The sequence below is a fragment of the Cystobacter fuscus DSM 2262 genome (assembly GCF_000335475.2).
GTDB classification, from domain to species: domain Bacteria; phylum Myxococcota; class Myxococcia; order Myxococcales; family Myxococcaceae; genus Cystobacter; species Cystobacter fuscus.
The window spans coordinates 213,617-233,474 of sequence record NZ_ANAH02000071.1 but is presented as its reverse complement, the minus strand read 5'-3'; the positions used below and the strand labels follow the sequence as shown (position 1 = coordinate 233,474).

Sequence of the window (19,858 nt, the reverse complement as noted above, 5' to 3'; positions counted from 1 at the left end):
GTGAGTCAGACGCGGCGGATCTCCCTCTCCACGAAGCCCCGACTTCGAGAAAATGGGCGCAGCCCCTCTCCACGTTCCAAGGAATCCACTCCATGCCCTCGTCGTTCCCCACCCCTGCTCCGAAGCAGCCCCTCTCGCGTGCGTCCCAGCGTCCTGGTGCGCTCAAGCGCTTGTCCCGGTTGGCCTCGCTCGGACTGGGGCTCGCCGCCGCCAGCTGCGGTCCCACCGAGGACGACAAACCCAACCCCCCCGACCCCGACTACACGCACCCGCTGGCCGAGAACACCCCCATCTGCGGGCGGTCCGACTTCAACGAGATGTTCCCCTACTCCATCCGCTCCACGACGCTTCCCGTGCTCGTGCACTACTACAAGGAGAGCGAGCGGGAGACGGCTCAGCAGGTGCTCGGGTTCGTCGAGAAGGGCTGGGACTATCACGTCAACCAGCTCGGCATGCGCCAGGCCATCACCGATGCTGGAGAGTGCGGGCCCGATGAGTCCTTCGACGTGTTCGTGTGGAAGGGGCACCGGAGCTGTCTCGTCAACGTCCTCTCGGGCGAGCCCACCACGGCGTGGGATGACCGGCGCGGCTACATGATCGTCGACCCGTGGGGCCCCTACGGCGGTGTCGAGCTCGAGGAGACCGTCGTCCATGAGATGGCGCATGCCTCGCAGGCCGCGGACGACTGGTACGAGTCCCCCATCACCTTCGAGATGTCCGCCGTCTTCACGGATCAGGTGTACGCCAACCGCTACATCAAGACCTACTTCGATGACTTCCAGGCCCACCCCGACTGGGCGCTCGACCGCTACGATGAGTACGAGACCTGGTACATGTACGGCTCCTCCATGTACCTGCTCTTCCTGAAGGATCGTTTCTTCGGGGGAGACGCGCGGTTCCTCTCGAGCATGTGGCTGGCGTCACGCAACCCGCCGGGCGCGGGGGAGGATCAGACGCTCAACGATCCGGACTTCGCCGATGCGCTCGACACGCTGCTCGCCAGCCACGGCTCGAGCTACGTGCAGAGCGTCCCCGAGTTCTCGCGCTGGCGCTGGTACACGGGCGACCACGTGGACGACAAACACTTCCGTCACTTCAAGGACGGTCTGGAGAACCTCCGGGCGGCCAGACTCGCGCTGGCGGCCCAGCAGGAGGCCAGACCGGGGAAGATCGACATCGGTGAGAACGCGCCGATGATGCTCGGCACGAGCTACCTCGAGCTGTCGGCCGGTGCGGGCACCCCGGGCACGCTTTATGTGTCGCTCGAGGCCCCCAGCGATGCGTCGCGCCGCTTCATCGTCCAGGCCGTGCCCGGACTGACGCCGGACTCCGATGGCGAGGTGTTGGATCTCTCCACGGGCCCCAAGGAGCTGAAGTTCGCGGCGGACCAGAAGCGCACCCTCATCGTGACCGTCGTGCCCACGGGCGATTACGACCCTGATCTGCGGACCGAGGATCGCCATCCCTTCTCGATCGTCCTCGCGGCTCACCCGTAGGCCCGGGCCCGGTCGGCCCTCGCGAGTTCACGAGGCTCACGGAATCAACGCCTCCGAGGCATTTCGTCTTGCTCGGGGCGCCCTCGGAGTCTTATCGCTGATACATGTCTCGAGGGAGTGAAATGCCCGAAAGGGAGGGGTCCGCCGCGCGTGATTCCCGCCAGCTCCCGCGAGAGCGCTCGGAGCGGTTGGCCGCCCCTCGTGGTGCCAGCCGCGCGACGCACGGCGCCGAGGGAGCGCTCCCAGGATGAGCCACGAGCCTTCCGGCGAGCTCTTCGCCTCGAGTGGAGAGATGGGCGCGTTCCTCCGGGACGTGGACTGGGAGCGAACGCCGCTCGGTCCGGTGGGCCAATGGCCGCGACTGCTGCGCACCTCCGTGCGCATCTGCCTCAGTCAGCGCCTTCCCACCCTCATCTTGTGGGGGCCGGAGTTCATCCTGCTCTACAACCAGGGTTACATCCCCATCCTCCAGATGAAGCACCCCAGGGCGATCGGCAAACCCTTTCGCGACGTCTGGCCGGAGGTCTGGAATGTCCTGGGGGCGCAACTCCGGGAAGTGGTCTCCACGAAAGTCGCCTCCTGGTCGGAAGAGCTTCCGCTCCAGGTCAATCGCAGGGGGTTCCTGGAAGAGACCTACTTCACCTTCTCGTTCGCGCCCCTGCTCGATGAGGAGGGGAAGGTCAGTGGCATCTTCTGCTCGGGGACCGAGACCACCCAATATGTGCTCGCCGAACGCCGGCTGCGGACCTCGCGGGAGCTGGGGGAAGCCGTGCTGGGCGCGAAGACGGTGGAGGAGGCGTGCGCCGCGATCGCTCGCACGCTGAGCCGCAACACCGCGGACGTGCCGTTCTCGGCGCTCTATTTGACGACAGAGGAGCAGACGCAGGCGCGGCTGGTGAGTACCTCGGGCCTCCTGGCGGACCAGCCCCAGTGCCCCGACCTTCTCTCGTTGAGTGTCGAGAACGCCCCCTGGCCCCTGGCCAAGGTGGCGCGGACGGGCGCCGCGGAACTCGTCGAGCTGTCACCACGGCCCACCGGCGAGCCACCGGAAACGGTCTTGCTCGAGCCCGCGCGGTCCGCGCTCGTGTTGCCCATCCTTCGCGCGGGCCAGGCGCGCCCCTCTGGCTTCCTGGTCGTCGGCCTGAATCCGCTCTGCGCGCTCGACGAGCGCTACCGGTCCTTCCTCGAGCTCGCCGCGGGGCAGATCGCCGTCGCGGTGGCGAGTGCCCGCGCCTACGAGGAGGAGCGTCGGCGCGCCGAGGCCCTGCTGGAGCTGGATCGGGCCAAGACGGCCTTCTTCAGCAACGTGTCCCATGAGTTCCGCACGCCCCTGACGCTGATGCTCGGGCCGCTCCAGGACGCGCGCGCCTCCGTGGAGCAGGCGCTTCGAGGCGAGTCCCTCGACGTCGTCATTCGCAACAGCGAGCGCCTGCTGCGGCTGGTGAACAACCTGCTCGACTTCTCGCGCATCGAGGCGGGACGCACCGAGGCGCACTACCAGCCCACCGCGCTCGACGTCCTCACGGCGGAGCTGGTCAGCGGCTTCCAGTCCGCCACGGAGCGCGCCGGGCTGAGACTCGTCGTGGACTGTCCTCCCCTGTCCGAGCCCGTCTACGTCGACCGGAGCCTGTGGGAGATGATCGTCCTCAACCTGGTGTCGAATGCCTTCAAGTTCACCTTCGAGGGCGGCATCACCGTGCGGCTGCGTGAGGAGGAACGGCACGTCCTCCTCGAGGTGGAAGACACGGGGACGGGCATTCCCGCGCACGAGCTGCCCCACGTCTTCGAGCGGTTCCACCGGGTGCGAGACGCCCGGGCCCGCTCCATCGAGGGGAGTGGTATCGGGCTGGCGCTCGTGCGGGAGCTGGTGGAGCTCCACGAGGGGACGATCTCGGTGGAGAGCCAGGTGGGCCGGGGCACCCGGTTCACGGTGTGCCTTCCCCGGGGCTCGGCGCATCTGCCGAAGGAGCGGCTCCAGGAGGAGCCACGGCGGGCATCCCCCGCGACGGAGCCCAGGCACTACATCCAGGAGGCGCTCCGGTGGTTGCCCGAGGACATGGAGGAGGAGGCGCCGCTCCCCGCCCCCCAGGCTCCTCCCCTCTCGCCGCCCCCACGGGAGCAGCCTTCCGGCCGGGTGCTCATCGTCGACGACAACGCGGACATGCGCGACTACCTGCGCCGCATCCTCGCTCCCCATTTCGAAGTCCAGCGGGCAGTGGACGGGCTCACCGGGTTCGAGGCCGCGCGCGCGCAGCGCCCGGACCTCATCGTCAGCGACGTGATGATGCCCGGCCTGGACGGGCTGGGGCTGCTCCGGCGGCTCCGCGAGGATCCGGAGCTGCGCGCCATCCCCGTCCTCCTGCTGTCCGCCCAGGCCGGTCCCGAAGCCGCCGTGAGCGGGCTCGACGCGGGAGCGGATGACTACCTCGTGAAACCGTTCTCCGCCCGGGAGTTGCTCGCCCGGGTGCGCTCCAACCTCGAGCTCGCGAGGACGCGCCGGGAGCTCTTCCGCCACGAGGCGCTCGAGGCCGGTCTCCGGGAAGCCGTGCACGCCCGGGACGAGTTCCTCTCCGTGGCCAGCCACGAGCTGAAGACGCCCCTGACCCGCTTCCGCCTTCAACTGGAGATCGTGACGCGAGGCCTGAGCGAGGAGAGCCGGGAGCGCGTCGGGGCGCGGCTCGACACGGCCAGCCAGGCCGTGCGCAACCTGGCCGCGCTGGTCGAAACGCTCCTGGATGTGTCGAGGATCAACACCGGCCAGCTCCACCTGCGCTTCCACGACGTGGACCTGGGGGCGCTCGTGGCCGAGGCGGTCGAGGACGCGCGGGACGAGGCCGAGCGCGCGGGCTGCACCCTCGTCTCGCGGGGGAAGGCCTCCCTCGTGGCGAGGTGTGACCCCACGCGCATCCGCCAGGTCATCGACAACCTGCTGTCCAACGCCGTGAAGTTCGGAAGGGGCAAGCCGGTGGAGGTGCACCTCGAGACGGAGGGAGGAGTCGCCCGGGTGATCGTGATCGACCACGGCATCGGCATCGCTCCACGGGACCGCTCCCGCATCTTCGAGCGCTTCGAGCGCGCGGTCTCCGCACGCCATTACGGTGGCTTCGGACTGGGGCTGTGGATCGCCCGGCAGGTGGTGGAGGCCCACCGGGGTGACATCACGGTCACCCCGACGCCCGGCGGCGGCTCCACCTTCACCCTGGAGCTGCCGCTCGAGGCCACCGCGATGCTGGAAACGGGCGCGGGGTACGAGTCGCCGTGAGGGCCTCGGGCCGAGGGCCTACCCGCCCAGGAAGCCCTCCAGGACTCCGGCGACGTTGGTGCCGATCTCCTCCACCGCGTAGCCACCTTCCTGCACGAAGACGGTGGGCACCTTCAGCCCGGCCAGGCGCCTTCCCATCAGCGGGAAGTGCTCCGTGGCGAGCTTGAAGGCGCTGATCGGATCACCCTCGTAGGTATCCACGCCGAGCGACACCACGAGCGCATCCGGCGCGAACCCGCCCACGACATCCAGCGCCGCGCCCAGGGCGGTGTCGTACTCCTTCCAGGTGGAGCCCCGCGGCAGCGGGAAGTTGCGGGTGTACCCCTCTCCGGCGCCCTCGCCCCGCTCGTCGGCGTAGCCGAGGAAGTAGGGGTACTCGGTCTCCGGGGTGGCGTGGATGGACACGAACAGCACGTCGGAGCGCTCCCAGAAGATGTCCTGGGTGCCATTGCCGTGGTGATAGTCCACGTCCAGCACCGCCACCCGCCCGAAGCCCTGGTCCCTCAGGTGCTGCGCCGCCAGGGCCGCGTTGTTGAGGAAGCAGTAGCCGCCGTAGACGGAGCGAGCGGCATGGTGTCCGGGAGGACGGCACAGGGCATAGGCGCTCTTGTCGCCCTCGGCGACCCACGCGGCGGCCGTCAGGGCGCAATGGGCGGCGGCGAGCGCGGCGTCCCAGGTGCCCTCGACGATGGGCGTGCTGGCATCGAAGGCGTAGTAGCCCATCTTGCCGTTGATGCCGGAGGGGATGTGATCACGTCGCAGGGCGCGGGCGGGAAAGCCGCTCGGCAACATGAAGCCCGCCTTGCCGGCCGCGCGCCACTCGGCGTGGGCGGTGCGCAGGAACTCGACGAAGCCGGCGTCATGGACGCGCAGCAGCGACTCCAGCGGGAACGGGCGCGGCTCGAGCACCTCGAGGCCGGCGCGTCGCACCGCCGCCAGGATGTAGTCGGCGCGGACCGGCATCTCGAAGCACGGCACCAGCTCGCCGCGATGCAGTTCCTTGCCCCCATCGTGGCGGGCATGAAGGGGGGAATGAGCGACTTTCATCGGAGGGCCTCCTGGGCGAAGGCTGACGGGTTTGCCCCGTCCCTGGCAAGCCTTCGTGTCCCGGCGCCTCCGCCCGCTCGCTCCCCCCACCCGGCTCACGCACGGGCTACGGCGTGAACTGGGCCTTGCCGGGGAACGTCTTCTCGGCCTGGATGCTCGGCAGGGTGTCCTCGAGCACCTGCCCGTTCGAGGCCGTCACCCGGACCCGGAGGGTGCCCGTGCCCATCCCCGAGGCCTGCACGAAGTAGTTGTAGTCCAGGCGCGGGACCGCCACCCACTTGCCGTTGCTCATGTACTCCAGCTTCTTGATGGGCAGGGCGTGGTTGCGCACCTGGATGGCCGTCCAGTACTGGCTGCTGCCCGTCTTGAAGCGGTACTGGATGGGGCCCGTCACCGGGCACGAGACGAAGCGCCATTTCACGGCCACGCGGCCATCGATGGGCTTGGCGATCTTCGCGAAGGCCTCGCGGCTGAGGTCCAGGTGGCCCGCGGTGGTGCACCCGGGGCAGACATCCACGATGCGCACCCGCACCGTGCCCAGCGGTCCCTGCACCTCGGCGCACGAGCCACACGCCCCGCTGTTCTCGTACTCGCCCTGGGCGATGGCGGCCACGTCGAGGTCCTGCGGGCTCGCGTCGAAGCTGCAGGCGCCCGCGCCAGTCGCGTTGTAGTAGGTGATGAGGCCATCCTTGAAGTTACCGATCGGAGTCGAAGCCAGGGTGTCCGCGGTGCGCGTGGACTCGTCCGCCGCGCTCGGTTCGACATTCGACTCGGGCCCGCAGGCGGCGAGCGACAGCAACAGGGCGACGACGGACAAGCGAGCGAGGGGCAAGGTGGTTCTGTGCATGCGTTGTGCTCCGGGGGTGGAGGTGTGGCGCGGCTGGAACATCCCTGCCCTTCGCGAAACTTCCATCCCCACGACCCGCACGCGCTCGACCGGACAGACGCTCGGGACGCCGTGCCTCCCTGCTCACACCCGAAAAAGAAGGCGCTCGCCGGCGCCTTGGAGTTCATCCGGCGAGCACCCCGCCCCCCTTTGTCCTGATCAGTTCGTGGCCGCGTCGGACTGGAGGTCGAACGAGCCGCTCACGGTGTTGACCTCCACGGCGCTCCCGCCGTTGCCGTAGCGCCGCTCGATGGAGCCCAGGGACACCCCGGAGCCGTTGAAGCGGCCTCCCACCGAGGAGAACTCCACCTGAGCGCCCGCGTCGCGCGGCAGCTTCAGCTTCACGTTGCCGGACACGGTGCTCACCTCCGTGTCCTCGAGATCATCGGGCCGCAGCTCCACGCTACCGTCCACCGTGGCCACCTCCAGACGACCACGCGAGCCGAGCAGGGACACGTCACCGCTGACCGTGTTCACCTCCAGCGAGCCCGTCACCCCCGTCACCTTCACCGGAGCCCCCACCGCGCTCACCTCCAGCTCGGAGCCCCGCGGGAGCTTCACCACGAGGTGCACGGGCACCGGATTGTCGCAGCGGGACGCGCGCCCCTCCTCGCAGGGGCCACAACACACCGACACGCTCACCTCGTCCCCGTCATGCTCCACGTCGAGGAAGGGCTTCACGTCTGCTCCATCCTCCCGCCGAGCCTCCACCGAGACTGTCTGGCCCTCCACGGCCTCCACCTGGATGGAGCCATTGATGGCACTGAGGCTCACCTCGGGAGTGGCCCCCGCCTCGAACCGCCAGGACGCGGGCGCGGGAGCGGAGGCCAGGACGACGATCAGGGCGGTGGAGAGCATGGGAGCGTTCCTCGGAGGGCAACAGCGGGTTCCCCTCCCCTTACGCTCCCGCGCTCCGGCGATTTCATTCGCCTCGCGCCACGCGCCGGTACAACGCGTCGTGCCGACGCACCATCCGCGTCAGCGACAGCTCTCGCTCCACGAAGGCGCGCGCCTGGGCCCCCATGCGCCGGCCCCTCTCCCGGTCTCCGAGCAACTGGAGGAACGCCTCACCCAGCGCATCCGGCCGCAGGGGCGGCACCACCAGGCCCCGCTCGCCATCCGCCACCAGCTCCGGGTTGCCGCCCACGTTCGTCACCACCATGGGAAGCCCCGCGGCCATGCCCTCCATCACCGCGTTGGACATGCCCTCGGCGCTGGAGCACAGCACGCCGAAGTCCGCGCGCTCGTAGATGGCGGGCACGTCCCCGCGGTGCTTGAGGAAGTGCACGGTGTCCGAGACGCCCAGCGCCCCCGCGAGCTTCTCCATCTCCGGCCGCCGCGGCCCATCCCCCACGAGGAAGGCATGCAGCGTGTGCCCCGCGCGCCGCACCAACGCCAGGGCCCGCAGGAGATCCTCCTGCCGCTTCACCGGGTGGTTCATGTTCGCCACGTGCACCACCACGGGCGCCCCGTGCGTGTCCGGCAGCGGCGCCTGGAGTCCCGCGCGCCGGCGCTGATCGAAGCGCACGATGTCCAGGCCGTTGGGGATGACCGTGATCTTCTCCGGCGCGATGCCCTCCTCCTTCACGAGCATCTCGCGGATGGCCTCCGCGTTGCCCACCACGTGGTCCGCCAGGTGGGTGAGCTTGCGCAGCAGCGCCCGCCGCACCTTGCCGTGCCAGTGCGCCAGGTCCAACCGCCCGACGATCACCTTCGTCCCCGCGAGCTTCGCCGCCGGCACCGCCAGCACCGTCGCGTAGAAGTCGTGCACGTGGACGAGCTCCACCCGCTCCTGCTTGAGCCAGCGCGCCATGCGCATCACCTGGGCGAGCGTGTTGGGCCGGGCGAGCGAGCCGCGCAGGGAGAACTCCTCCGGGGTGATGCCCATCTTGCGGATGGGCTCCATCAGCGGCCCCACGGCGTCCAGCACGGACACCTGTACGCGGTAGCTGGCGGGCAGGCCGCGCAACAGCTCCACCACCTGCACCTCGGTGCCACCGAAGTAGAAGGACTTGGTGAACTGCACCAGGCGCAGAGGCGCTTGCGCCATCCGCGTCTCCTCACGCCGCATGGTTCGAGCCCTCCCATCCCGGCACCACCGCCTGCTTCACGTCGCGCGCCGTCTCCTTCACCGCGTACGCCTGGGCGATGCGATGCGCGCTCGCCGCCAGCCCGAAGAGCACATACAGGTGCGCCGAGAGGATGTAGCCGGAGAACATGTCGCAGATGAGGTAGCCCGTCATCGCCGCCGCCAGTCCTCGCGCCATCCACCCCATGCGTGGATCCCTCGAGGCCTCGAAGGCGCCACCCGTGGAGCTCCCGGCGAACACCAGGAAGAAGAGCAGGCCCACCCAGCCCAGCTCACCGATGACGTCCAGGAAGATGTTGTGCGCCACGTAGGCCCGCGTGGCCTGGGGCGGCGCGTAGTCGAACCAGGCGTGGCGGAACGCGCCCGCGCCCACTCCGAGCAACGGCTTGTCCAGGCTCATGCGCGACGTCACCTGCCAGGCGTACACACGGCCCATCGCCGAGGCGTCCTGGTGCAGCTCCGCCACCGTCTCGTTGCGCTCCCAGAAGCTCTTGGGCGCGAACACCGCCAGGCCGATGGCCAGCGCGATGCCGAGCATCACCGAGCGCATCTTCTTCTTCTCGCGCAGCGCCCACACCGCCATGGCCACCGTCAGGCCGATGAAGCCACCGCGCGAGTAGGTGAACACGATGGCCACCGCCGCCATGACGATGGCCAGCAGCGACAGCGAGCGCATCACCCAGCCGCTCTCCTTGCGCGCCAGGAAGGCCACCGCGAGCGGCACGATGATGCCGATGTTCATCGCCGAGCGGTTGGGGTCCGCGTACACCTCGACCCAGTGCGCCCGGTAGCCCTCCACCAGCGTCTCCGGCGTGCCGGTGAAGTGCGAGTCGATGACGCCATAGCTCGTCACGATCGAACCCAGCACCATGGCGCCGCATACGGCCGCCAGCCGCCGGGGCGTGGTGATGACGTTCACCAGCGTCAGGTAGATCGCCGTGAGCTTGAGCAGCTCGATGGCGGTGGCGCGCGACACCTCCGGGTTCACCGACCACGACATCGAGGCCAGCGCCAACACCGAGAACGCCAGCAGCGCCCCGCCTCGGATTCCATCGAACTGCAGGGGCTCGGCTCGCCCCAGTCTCCGCAAGGCCATCAGCCCCGCGGCCAATCCCGATGCCAACAGCGCCAGCCGCAAGGGGGCCAACGCGGGAAACCACACCTGCGGCAGCATGTACATCAGCGCCGCGAAGGCGGTCAGTGCGTAGAACGCCACCACGTCCCGGCGTTCCGCTTTATCGCCCAGCTCCATCCGGACCCTCCTCCCACGTCCCGTCACCGCATGCGCGGACCGGGCCACCCCAGGGCGTTAGCAGGCGATATGCCAACGGCCCTGGAGGGCAAATCCCAGTGGATCCAAGGATTTACCGTGGAAGTCCTCGGACCAACGGACGGGAAGCGGGAAGAATTACCGGCTTTTCACTCCATGGGCAGAAGAAGGGAGGCAATGGCGCTGAGCTTTCCCTCCTGGAGAAACACAGCGCCCATCTCCTCGAGCAACCGGGCGAGGACGGCGTTCACCTGGCGACGCAGCTCGGGCCGGGAGGGCTCGGGCACCGCGGGCTCCAGCAGCGCCAGGGCCCGGTCCGCCACGCCCGGCTTGAGACGGGGCTCGTCCGGGGTGCCCTCGAAGAGCAGCGCGCCGAGCGTCTGCCGGCCCTCGCGCGGCAGGGGGCGGGGATCCACCCGTCCCTCCAGGAGGGCGATGGCCACGGCGGCCGCGAGCAAACGCTCCATGCCCAACTCCCGGGGCGCTTCGCTGAAGCGGGACAGCCGCTCCCGGGCGGCCTCGGCCGAGCCCCCGAGCAGCGCCCCCAGCAGGGGCACCTGCGCCTCGGCCCGGGCGAGCACCTCCTCGCTGGCGGCCAGCTCGCGCCGCGAGCGGAAGGGCACCGGCTCGGCCCCGGGCACCTTCAGGGTACGCCGCGGACGCTTGCGGCGCAGCGCCTCCACGGCGGCGGCCTCCTCGGCGAAGAGCAGCGGCACGTCCTCCACCTTCGTGAAGGTGCCCTTCATCAACCGGTCCGCGCGGAACTTGAGCGCGAGCGTCAGGGAGAAGCCCACCTGGAAGATGCGTTTGATTTCCGTGTCGCGCACCACCTGCGCGGCGCGCGCGGGGTCGCCTCCGGTGAGGTGCTCCAGGGCGAGCAGCAGGTAGTCCCGGGCCATCTCGCCCACGCGCCGGATGGCGTCCAGGTCCCCCGGCTCCTCCACCTCGGCCACGAGCGTGGCGTTGGCGAGGTAGCGCAGCTCCGCCTCCAGGTTCTCGCGCTCGCGCTCGTCCAGCTCGCGGAAGGCGGCCTCCAGGTAGTCGGGCTGCTCGCGCGTGTTGGCGAGCGCGGCGCTCGCGGCCGGAGTGGGCGCGGGCCCGGTGTCCACGCGGCTGAAGAGCTGCACGGCCTCGTCCAGCGGCGGGAAGCCCAGGTCCTGCAGCCGCGCCGAGCGGAAGCGGTAGGCCACCTCCTCCAGCTCCCCGGGCACCTCCCAGCGCGTGGCCTCCAGGAAGCGCACCGCCTCGAAGGGGTTGTCCGCGATGAGATCGTTGAGCAGCACGCGCAGCGCCGCCAGCTCCGCGCCCTCCACGCCCTTGAACTCGATGAGGTAGCGCCCCTCGGGCGTCTCCATCGTCACGCCTGCCGGGTTCACGTCCGGGTCCTCCTCCAGGTCGTGGATGACGGTGAACTCGCGCACGAGCATCTCCAGGACCTCGGCGTCCAGGGAGCGCACCTTCTTGAGGAAGTCCTCGGCGGAGTCTCCGCGCGCGGCGCGCAGCCAGTTGAGGGTGCCGAGCGGATCGAGCGTGTCGCGCTTCCACGAGCCCAGGTCCACGAAGGTGCGGAACTGCTCGGGCGAGGTGAGCTGCACGAGGTCCACCGCGTCGGGCAGGCCCACCTCCATGATGGTGAAGTACAGATCCTCCGCGGGCAGCGAGCGCACCAGGGCGCGGGCATGCTCCGATTCGACGAGGGCCTCCAGCCGCTTGCGGCCGGAGAGGGCCGCGAGCTGCCGGCGCACGGTGTTCAGCGCCTTGCTTCCGCTATTGCCATTCGACATGGCGCCGTGCCTACCACGGTTCCCCCCGGCCCTTCAGCCCTTCACTTCACGCTGTCCAGCAGGGCCCCCCACACCTCGTCCAGGCCCAGCTTGTCGGTGGCCGAGAAGGGCAGCACCGCCTCGCGCGGCAGGCTGAGCTGCTCGGCGAGCGCGGTGAGCCGCGGCTTGCGGCGCGCCTTGGGCAGGCGATCCATCTTCGTGGCCACCACGAGGATGCGCCGGTAGTTCTGCAGGTAGTCGAGCGTCTGGAAGTCGTCCGGGGTGGGGCCCACCTCGGCGTCGATGATGCTCACCACCACCTTCAGGTCCCGGCGCTTCTCCAGGTAGGTGGTGATCATCGTCTGCCACTCGGCGCGCTCGGTCTTGCTCACCTTGGCGAAGCCGTAGCCGGGCAGGTCCGCGAAGCGCACCAGGTGCGGCTTGCCGTCGCGCTCCACGTCCACGTCGAAGAAGTTGAGCGTGCGGGTGCGGCCGGGGGTGTTGGACACGCGCACGAGCTTCTTGCGGCCCGTGAGCGCGTTGATCATGGACGACTTGCCCACGTTGGAGCGGCCCACGAAGGCCACCTCGGGGGCGAGACTCGTGGGGTAGCCCTTGGGCTCCACCGCCGTGGTGATGAAGCGGGCGTCGAGGATTTTGATCACGCTATTTCTTCTTGGTGGGCTCGGCCTGGGGAGGCTCGGCCTGGGCCGTCTTGTTGCCGGCCCGCTCGGCGGACCAGTGGTCGATCGCCTTGAGCGACTCGACGAAGTTGAAGGGCTTGAGCGAGGGGGACGAGGCGTCGTGACAGTTGCGGCACGCCTTCTCCGAGGGGTCCACCAGGCCCACCAGCCGGGCCAGCTCCGCGTCCTTCATGACATAGGAGGGCGAGTAGTGCTGGCCGGCGCCATGGCACGTCTCGCACGTGACGTGGGACACGCTCTGGTTGGCCTGGTCCGGCGCATGACAGGACAGGCAGCGCACGTCCTTCTGCTGGGTGGGCGCGAGCGAGTCTCCGGCCCGGGCATGCTTGGACTGCATCCAGGCTTCATAGGCGGCCGGATGGCAGCCCTTGCAACTCTCCGGGCCAAGGAAATCCGCCGCGCCGGCGGCACCGGAGAGAACGAGGACGAGCAGGAGGGACAGGAGCCAGGGGCCACGAGCAGGCATCGGGTCCGGTCACTAGCAGACGCCTCCAAGGGGGGCAAGGCGCGGGTGGGGAACACCCCCCGCCGACAGAGGGCTTGGCAACACCCGGAGCGCTTGAGGGGGCGAGGGGAGATCCGGTACACCAGGAAGGATGAAGACCCTCTTCTGCGTCGCCGTGCTCCTCGCCGCCGCGTCCGCGGTGGCCAAACCGTGGCAGGGCATCGAGCCCGGACAGACCAAGCGCGACAGCCTCATCCAGAAGTTCGGAGAGCCCTCGCGCGTGGTCACCACCGAGGGCAAGGAGGTGGTCGCCTACTTCGACGAGAAGGCCATCAAGGGCACGCGCCAGGTGCAGTTCACCGTGGACGTGGGCACGCAGCACGTCGAGCGCATCTCGGTCTTCCCGGGCCCGGTGATCGAGAAGGAGTCCATCGAGAGCACCTACGGGCCCGCCTGCCCGTCCTCCGGCAAGCAGCCCTCCACCCCGTGCTACCAGAAGAAGCTGACGGACGACTTCCGCACCTACCTCTTCTACGCCCGCCAGGGGCTGGCCGTGTTCCTCAACGAGGACGGCAAGACGGTGCAGTCGCTCACCTTCACCTCCGCGCAGGCCGCGAAGTAGGCCGCCGGTGAAGCTCTATGGACTGACGGGTGGGATCGCCTCCGGCAAGAGCACGGTGAGCCGGATGTTCCGCGAGCTGGGCGCGGAGGTGCTCGACGCGGACCTCATCGCCCGGGAGGTGGTGGAGCCGGGCACCCCCGGACTGGCGGCCGTGGCCGAGCGCTTCCCCGGCGTGGTGGGGCCGGATGGGCGCCTGGACCGGGCGGCGCTGGGCGCGCGGGTCTTCGGGGACGCCACCGAGCGCGCCGCCCTCAACGCCCTGCTCCACCCGCTCATCGGCCAGCGCTTCCTCGAGCGCACCCAGGCGCTCGCCGAGGCGGGCGTGGAGCGCGTGCTCTACGACGCCCCCCTGCTCATCGAGAACCGGCTGCACGGGGCGATGGAGGGCGTGGTGCTGGTGTGGGTGCCGCGCGAGCTGCAACGGGCCCGGCTGATGCGGCGCGATGGCCTGGACGAGGCCGCGGCCGAGGCCCGGCTGGCCGCCCAGCTCCCCTTGGACGGCAAGCGGGAGCACGCCACATGGGTGGTGGATAATTCGGGCACCCTGGAAGCCACCCGGGTCCAGGTCGAGGAGGTCTGGCGCGCGTTGCTCGCGCGCGGCTGAGGGCCGAGTATGCTCCGCCGCCCATGAGCGACACGCGCAAGGTAGCCAGCGGCAAGGCCCCGACGTACTTCGTCACCGGCTACCCCGGCTTCATCGGCTAACGGCTGGTCGAGCACATCGTCCGCGAGGAGCCCCAGGCCCACGTCTACGCCCTGGTGCAGCCCAAGCACTTCAAGGAAGCCCAGCAGCTGGCCGCCGGCCTGCGCGGCAAGGGCGCCACGCTGGAGCTGCTCACCGGCGACATCGTGGACATGCACCTGGGCCTGTCCGGCCAGGAGTACCAGCGGCTGTGCTCCCGGGTGACGCACATCTTCCACCTGGCCGCCGTCTTCTACATGGGCGTGCCCAAGGAGACCGCCTGGCGCGTCAACGTGGATGGCACGCGCAACATGCTGGAGCTGGCGCGCGACTGCGAGCACCTCGAGCGCTTCAACCACTTCTCCACCTGCCATGTCTCCGGGGACCGGGTGGGCGTCATCGCCGAGGACGAGCTGGACTGCGGGCAGACCTTCCGCAACGTCTACGAGGAGACCAAGTTCCACGCCGAGCAGCGCCTGCAGCGCGCCGCCTCCAGCCTGCCCATCACCATCTTCCGCCCGAGCACCGTGGTGGGCGACTCGCGCACCGGGGAGATCGATCGCTTCGAGGGGCCCTACTACCTGGGCATCCTCCTGGTGACGAGCCCGCTGGTGGCCCCCATGCCCCTGCCGGGCAACGGCGTGGCCCCGCTCAACGTGGTGCCGGTGGACTACGTGGTGAGGGCCGTGTGGGCGCTGGCGCATGACGCGCGCGCCGTGGGCCGCACCTTCCACCTCGTGGACCCCAACCCCATGAGCGCCCGCCGCGTCTACGAGCGCATCGCCGAGCAGTCCAACAAGAAGCTGCCGCGCTTCAACCTCTCGGCCCGGGCCGCGGACGTGGTGCTGCGCCTGCCCGTGCTGGAGAAGCTCGCCCGCCCCCAGCGCACCGCGCTCGGCTACGTCAACCACCTGGCCATCTACAACTCCCACAACACCCTGGAGCTGCTGGACGGCACCGGCATCCGCTGCCCTCCCCTCTCCTCCTACCTCGACCAGCTCGTCGCCTACGTGCGCGAGCAGTACCGCCAGCGCCGCGAGGCGTCCTCCGAGGTGGAGGATCCCCTCGATCACCGGCCCCCCGGCTCGCGCGACGCACCGGACGCCGACCGCTCCGGGAGCCGCTGACCATGAACCCCCTCACTTCCCGCCTCGTCCTCCTCTCCTCCCTCCTCTTCGCCCCGGCCTGTCTGGACATGTCGCAGCCGGGCACGCCCCCCACCAAGAATCCCTGCGATCCCAACCCCTGCACCCAGGCGGACAAGAACACCTGCGCCAACGACAACGGCCAGGCCATCTGCCTGTGCCGCGAGGGCACGCTGCCCAGGCCCAATGGGAGCTGCGAGCCCGTCACCAGCGCCAACTGCCCCGAGCACCCCGGGGACAGCGCCGAGCCGGATGACTGTATCGCCCGGGCCGCGCCGCTCGACGCCACGCGCTCGCGCACCCAGGGCATCGAGCCGGTGGGCGACTATGACTTCTTCCGCATCGACGCCACCGCGCGCAACGCCTACGTGCTCACCGCGACGCCGGGACCGGGCGCGCTGCTGCCCCGCGTGGACGTGTTCGATCCCGAGGGCAGGTGGATAAGGGCGCAGGATGGCAGCCCCGGCGTGCAGGTGGGCTTCAAGGCCCGCGTCAGCGCGCCCTACACCGTGCGCGTGAGCCACTCGCCGAGAGATCCCTCGCCCGCCATCGGCACCTACACCCTCCAGCTCGCCACCCCCGTGCAGGATGACTTCGGCGACATCCCGGAGGAGGCCACGGCGCTCGTGCCCGCCCAGGGCGGCACCTCCGGCACCCTCGTCTCCGGCCGCTTCGAGTACGGGCAGGACGAGGACTGGTTCTCCTTCCCCGTCGTGCTCAACGCCATCTACCGCATCGAGTTCGACACCACCCGGACCGTGCCCACGGTGGCCGCCTTCATCCGCGAGAACGTGAAGAGCCCCTTCCTCACCCAGCAGAAATCCTTCGTGGAGTTCCAGGCGGCCTCGAGCACCACGGTGTTCATCGATCTCTACTCGGCCAACGAGACCGCGAGCACCTACGCCTTCCGGGTGTACGAGTACCGCTGAGCGCGGCTCAGGTGTCCCCGTTCCGGGGAGGCGGGGGGTGGATGCGCACCTGCTTCACCCGGCGCGCCGAGGCCTCCGCCACCTCGAGCACGGTGCCATCGCCCAGGGTGAAGCGCGCCCCCGCGGGAGGGATGGCGCCGGCCAGCGACAGACACAGCCCGCCCAGGGTGCTCCAGTTGCCGTCCTCGGGCAGCTCCAGCCTCTCCACCGCCCGGTTCACCTCCCGGATGGGGAGGGTGGCGTCCACGAGCACCGTCCCGTCCGGCTCGCGCCGGATGTGCTCGGGCGGGACCTCGCGCTCACTGGAGATGCTGCCCACCAGTTCCTCCACCAGATCCTTCATGGTGACGAGCCCGAGCAGCCCGCCCTGCTCATCCACCACGAGGGCGAGCTGGATCCTTCGCGCCTGCATCTGATGGAGCGCGTCCAGGGCGCGCATCGAGTCCGGGATGAAATAGGCCGGACGCAGCACGTCCTCCAGGAGGATGAGCTGCTGCTCGAGCGCGAAGGACAGCAGATCCTTGGCCACCACGTACCCGGAGATGTGATCCAGATCCCCCTCGTACACGGGCATCCGGCTGTGGCTCTGCTCCAGGAGCACCTGCCGGACCTCGTCGGGCGTGGCATGTCGGCGGATCGCCACCACCTTCGTGCGCGGCACCATGACGTCCGTCACGGTGAGCTCCGCCAGATCGAAGGCCCGCGAGGCGATCTCCCCGGTGCGCGGGTGCACGCTGCCGCTGCGCGCCGCCTCCTCCACGAGCTGCTGGAGCTCATCGGACGACAGGCGCGACTCGGTGAAGGAAGTGCTGTCACCGAAGAGGCGCAGCACCAGGTTGGAGCTGAAGGTGAGCAGCCACACGATGGGCTTCATCAACCGCGACAGTCCATGCAGGGGCGCGCCGATGAGGAGCGCGTAGCGCTCGGAATAGCGCAGGGCGAGCGACTTGGGCACCAGCTCGCCCAGCACCAGCGAGAGGTAGGACACCAGTCCCACCACCAGGGCGAAGGCCAGGTTCTCGGCCTGGTGCGCCGACAGCCCGAGCCCTTCCAGGGGGCCACTCAAGCGCTGGGCGATGGACGCGCCACCAAAAGCCGCCGCCGTGGAGCCCACCACGGTGATGCCAATCTGCACCGTGGCCAGCAACCGCTCGGGATTGTCCCGGAGCGCCTTGACGGCACGCGCGCCGGAGCTGCGCTGCTCGAGGAGTTCCTGGAGCCGCGTCTTGCGGATGGAGATGAGCGCGAGCTCCGCGCCCGCGAAGATGCCGTTGGCGAGCACGAGCAACAGGATGATGGCGAGTTCGGTAACGATGGCTTCCCGTCCTTGGGGGAAGCCTCAGTGTGCCGGAGATGAGGGCGCGGTGTGGACGAACTTGGGGAATTGACGTCCCCTCCACACGGCGTCAGCGGGGCGCGAGGGTGATGATGTCCTGATCCAACAACTGGACCAGCACGCGCATCGTCTCCATTCGGGACATGCCAGACACGGAGAAGAGCGCCTCATAGTTCAGGTGTCCGTCGATGCGCGACAGCAGGAAGCCCATGCGCGCATCCAGGCTGAGCTTCATCAACTCCGCCATGCGCAGCTTCAGCCGGGGCACCTGCTTCACGCTCCCCAGCCGCTGCTCCAGCGCGGCGCGCTGCGCCTGCTCGCACCGCGCACGCGCCCCCTCCAACCGGGACTCCAGCGGATCGAGCTGCTCGGCCTTCTCCAGCAGTTCCAGCGCGCTGGACACATCCCCGAGCGACAGCAACTCGTCCACGCCCACCAGCAGCGTGTTCACCCCCGGGCCCTTGCGCGCGGGAGGCTCGGGCGGGGCCTCTTCCTCCTGGGCCATGTCGCCCTCGGAGAGGAAGGCGAGCACATCCGCGGTGATGGAAGGCAGGGAGGCCGTGCCATAGGACGGCGTCTCCTCCTCCTCCAGCAGGACGACGCTCACCTCGAGCTCGGGCAGGACCACCTCGGGCGGGGTGCGATGGAAGGGAGAGACCGCACGGGCCGCCATCGCGGTTGGAGTCGCCGCCAGTCCCAGAGCCGCGGATCGCGGAGCATCTCTCTTCACCGGCCACTCCCCTTCCCTCTCAATTTCTGAGGTCTTGGAATCCTACGATTCCCCGGGAAGGGCGTCAACACGGACAACGGATTGTTTCACTCGGGGGAAAATCAATTTTCCCCGGTGGAAGTGACGACGGACAGGCGCGCGTCGTCGAGGGAAGCGCGCCCCGCGCCAGGCCGCGAGCGGCTCAGGGCTTGAGAGCCCGCTCGAGGATGCGCACGCCGTGGTCGAGGTCGTCGTGGGACACGGTGAAGGCGGGGGCGAAGCGCAGCGTCTTCTCGCCCGCGGCGTTGAGGAGCAGGCCGAGCTCCCGGCACCGGGCGATGATGGGGGCGCTGTCCTGGAAGAGCTCCACGCCGATGAGCAGACCCAGACCGCGCGCCTCCTTGATGATGGTGGGCAGGCGGCGCTGCAGCTCGCGCAGGCGGCCGAGGAAGTACTCGCCCTTCTGCGTCACGTCGCGCAGCATCTGGGGCTCGGTCACCTTGCGCGCCACGACGTTGGCGGCGACGGCGGCGATGAGGTTGCCACCGAACGTGGAGCCGTGGGTGCCCGCCGTGAGGCTCTTGCCAGCCTCCTCGGAGCACAGCATGGCGCCGATGGGCAGGCCGTTGCCGAGCGACTTCGCCAGGCTGATGGCGTCCGGGAGGACGTCCTCGTGCTGGAAGGCGAAGACCTTGCCGGTGCGGCCCATGCCGGTCTGGATCTCATCGATCATCAGCAGCAGGCCGTGCTCGTCGCACAGGGCGCGCAGGGCCTTGAGGAAGCCCGGAGGCGCCGCGCGCACCCCACCCTCGCCCTGGATGGGCTCCACGAGGATGGCGGCGGTACGCGGACCCACCGCCTTGCGCACCGCTTCGAGGTCCCCATAGGGCACGTGCGTGAAGCCCTGCGGCAGCGGCTCGAAGCCCTTCTGGTACTTCGTCTGGCCCGTGGCGGTGACCGTGGCGAGCGTGCGCCCGTGGAAGGAGTTCTCGAACGTGATGACCTCGTAGCGCTCGGTCTGGCCGCGGTCCTTCTGGACCTTGCGCGCCAGCTTGATGAGCGCCTCGTTGGCCTCGGCCCCCGAGTTACAGAAGAAGGCGCGAGCCAGACCCGAGGCGGCGGTGAGCCGGGCGGCCAGCTCGATCTGCGGCTCCGAGTAGAAGACGTTGGACACGTGCCACAGCTTGTCGAGCTGACCGCGCACCGCGGCGACCACCTCGGGGTGGCAGTGGCCGAGTCCACACGTGGCGATGCCCCCGAGCAGATCCAGATATTCGCGCCCGTCCGCGTCCCACACGCGCGAGCCCAACCCGCGCTCCAGGACGATCGGCTGCTGCTTGTAGTTCTGCAGCAGGTGGGCCTTGGCTTTCTCGATCCACTGTTCGTTCTTGGCCGAAGGGGAAGGCGCCCGAGGGGTGGTCTCGGTCTGGGTGGAGTTCAGCGAAGGCGTGGACGACACGGGCACTCTCCTGA

17 protein-coding genes are annotated in these 19,858 nt (G+C 69.5%); 6 read left to right on the top strand and 11 right to left on the bottom strand.

Translation table 11 applies throughout. The annotated features are described in order from the left end of the window. The first annotated feature begins 92 nt into the window (after window positions 1-92). A complete protein-coding gene (locus D187_RS46420; RefSeq protein WP_002627155.1) occupies window positions 93-1,496 on the top strand; it encodes a hypothetical protein in 1,404 nt (467 codons plus the stop codon). 247 nt (window positions 1,497-1,743) lie between these two features. After that, window positions 1,744-4,758, top strand: a complete 3,015-nt coding sequence (locus D187_RS46415; protein WP_002627154.1) for a PAS domain-containing sensor histidine kinase — start codon at window positions 1,744-1,746, stop codon at window positions 4,756-4,758. 18 nt (window positions 4,759-4,776) lie between these two features. Here D187_RS46415 and D187_RS46410 read toward each other — a convergent pair whose 3' ends face one another. The 8 genes from D187_RS46410 to D187_RS46375 form a co-directional block, all read right to left on the bottom strand. After that, entirely contained in the window at window positions 4,777-5,805 is a 1,029-nt protein-coding gene (locus tag D187_RS46410) for a histone deacetylase family protein (RefSeq protein WP_002627153.1), read from the bottom strand. A gap of 106 nt (window positions 5,806-5,911) precedes the next feature. Further along, window positions 5,912-6,652 (bottom strand): expansin EXLX1 family cellulose-binding protein, encoded by a 741-nt coding sequence (locus D187_RS46405; RefSeq protein WP_051256845.1) that lies wholly within the window; start codon window positions 6,650-6,652, stop codon window positions 5,912-5,914. 198 nt (window positions 6,653-6,850) lie between these two features. Continuing rightward, complete coding sequence (locus D187_RS54495; protein WP_002627151.1) at window positions 6,851-7,549, bottom strand: DUF4097 family beta strand repeat-containing protein; 699 nt, start codon at window positions 7,547-7,549, stop codon at window positions 6,851-6,853. Window positions 7,550-7,613: 64 nt separating this feature from the next. Continuing rightward, window positions 7,614-8,762, bottom strand: a complete 1,149-nt coding sequence (locus tag D187_RS46395) for a glycosyltransferase (RefSeq protein WP_043435189.1) — start codon at window positions 8,760-8,762, stop codon at window positions 7,614-7,616. After that, a complete protein-coding gene (locus D187_RS46390) occupies window positions 8,752-10,032 on the bottom strand; it encodes an O-antigen ligase family protein (protein ID WP_002627149.1) in 1,281 nt (426 codons plus the stop codon). The genes D187_RS46395 and D187_RS46390 overlap by 11 nt, the downstream gene beginning before the upstream one ends. 167 nt (window positions 10,033-10,199) lie before the next feature. Further along, window positions 10,200-11,834: a DUF6178 family protein gene (locus tag D187_RS46385; protein WP_002627148.1), complete on the bottom strand. Its 1,635-nt coding sequence runs from the start codon at window positions 11,832-11,834 to the stop codon at window positions 10,200-10,202. Between the two features lie 41 nt (window positions 11,835-11,875). Then, complete coding sequence (gene yihA, locus D187_RS46380; protein ID WP_002627147.1) at window positions 11,876-12,478, bottom strand: ribosome biogenesis GTP-binding protein YihA/YsxC; 603 nt, start codon at window positions 12,476-12,478, stop codon at window positions 11,876-11,878. 1 nt (window position 12,479) lies between these two features. Beyond that, on the bottom strand, window positions 12,480-12,983 hold the full coding sequence (locus D187_RS46375; protein ID WP_002627146.1) for a cytochrome c3 family protein: 504 nt from the start codon (window positions 12,981-12,983) through the stop codon (window positions 12,480-12,482). A 130-nt stretch (window positions 12,984-13,113) separates the two neighbouring features. Between D187_RS46375 and D187_RS46370 the strand changes: the two genes are divergently transcribed. The 4 genes from D187_RS46370 (at window position 13,114) to D187_RS46355 (ending at window position 16,340) form a co-directional block, all read left to right on the top strand. Further along, window positions 13,114-13,584: a hypothetical protein gene (locus tag D187_RS46370; RefSeq protein WP_002627145.1), complete on the top strand. Its 471-nt coding sequence runs from the start codon at window positions 13,114-13,116 to the stop codon at window positions 13,582-13,584. Window positions 13,585-13,591: 7 nt separating this feature from the next. Further along, window positions 13,592-14,188, top strand: coding sequence for a dephospho-CoA kinase (gene coaE / locus D187_RS46365; protein ID WP_002627144.1), 597 nt, complete (start codon window positions 13,592-13,594; stop codon window positions 14,186-14,188). Window positions 14,189-14,292: 104 nt separating this feature from the next. After that, on the top strand, window positions 14,293-15,393 hold the full coding sequence (locus D187_RS46360; protein ID WP_245592009.1) for an SDR family oxidoreductase: 1,101 nt from the start codon (window positions 14,293-14,295) through the stop codon (window positions 15,391-15,393). A 2-nt stretch (window positions 15,394-15,395) separates the two neighbouring features. After that, the gene (locus D187_RS46355) at window positions 15,396-16,340 is read left to right on the top strand and encodes a hypothetical protein (protein WP_002627142.1); all 945 of its coding nucleotides are present in this window, start codon (window positions 15,396-15,398) and stop codon (window positions 16,338-16,340) included. A 7-nt stretch (window positions 16,341-16,347) separates the two neighbouring features. Here the strand turns inward: D187_RS46355 and D187_RS46350 are convergent, their stop codons facing one another. The 3 genes from D187_RS46350 to D187_RS46340 form a co-directional block, all read right to left on the bottom strand. Continuing rightward, window positions 16,348-17,628 (bottom strand): hemolysin family protein, encoded by a 1,281-nt coding sequence (locus D187_RS46350; protein ID WP_002627141.1) that lies wholly within the window; start codon window positions 17,626-17,628, stop codon window positions 16,348-16,350. Window positions 17,629-17,746: 118 nt separating this feature from the next. After that, complete coding sequence (locus D187_RS51400; protein WP_002627140.1) at window positions 17,747-18,349, bottom strand: hypothetical protein; 603 nt, start codon at window positions 18,347-18,349, stop codon at window positions 17,747-17,749. A 238-nt stretch (window positions 18,350-18,587) separates the two neighbouring features. Then, window positions 18,588-19,844 (bottom strand): aspartate aminotransferase family protein, encoded by a 1,257-nt coding sequence (locus D187_RS46340; RefSeq protein ID WP_002627139.1) that lies wholly within the window; start codon window positions 19,842-19,844, stop codon window positions 18,588-18,590. Window positions 19,845-19,858 lie beyond the last annotated feature (14 nt).

What these genes read in the sequence shown, in the direction of transcription:
- D187_RS46420 (WP_002627155.1), top strand. Translation starts at nt 93, where the DNA reads ATGCCCTCGTCGTTCCCCACCCCTGCTCCGAAGCAGCCCCTCTCGCGT.
- D187_RS46415 (WP_002627154.1), top strand. Translation starts at nt 1,744, where the DNA reads ATGAGCCACGAGCCTTCCGGCGAGCTCTTCGCCTCGAGTGGAGAGATG.
- D187_RS46410 (WP_002627153.1), bottom strand. Translation starts at nt 5,805, where the DNA reads ATGAAAGTCGCTCATTCCCCCCTTCATGCCCGCCACGATGGGGGCAAG.
- D187_RS46405 (WP_051256845.1), bottom strand. Translation starts at nt 6,652, where the DNA reads ATGCACAGAACCACCTTGCCCCTCGCTCGCTTGTCCGTCGTCGCCCTG.
- D187_RS54495 (WP_002627151.1), bottom strand. Translation starts at nt 7,549, where the DNA reads ATGCTCTCCACCGCCCTGATCGTCGTCCTGGCCTCCGCTCCCGCGCCC.
- D187_RS46395 (WP_043435189.1), bottom strand. Translation starts at nt 8,762, where the DNA reads ATGCGGCGTGAGGAGACGCGGATGGCGCAAGCGCCTCTGCGCCTGGTG.
- D187_RS46390 (WP_002627149.1), bottom strand. Translation starts at nt 10,032, where the DNA reads ATGGAGCTGGGCGATAAAGCGGAACGCCGGGACGTGGTGGCGTTCTAC.
- D187_RS46385 (WP_002627148.1), bottom strand. Translation starts at nt 11,834, where the DNA reads ATGTCGAATGGCAATAGCGGAAGCAAGGCGCTGAACACCGTGCGCCGG.
- D187_RS46375 (WP_002627146.1), bottom strand. Translation starts at nt 12,983, where the DNA reads ATGCCTGCTCGTGGCCCCTGGCTCCTGTCCCTCCTGCTCGTCCTCGTT.
- D187_RS46370 (WP_002627145.1), top strand. Translation starts at nt 13,114, where the DNA reads ATGAAGACCCTCTTCTGCGTCGCCGTGCTCCTCGCCGCCGCGTCCGCG.
- D187_RS46355 (WP_002627142.1), top strand. Translation starts at nt 15,396, where the DNA reads ATGAACCCCCTCACTTCCCGCCTCGTCCTCCTCTCCTCCCTCCTCTTC.
- D187_RS51400 (WP_002627140.1), bottom strand. Translation starts at nt 18,349, where the DNA reads ATGGCGGCCCGTGCGGTCTCTCCCTTCCATCGCACCCCGCCCGAGGTG.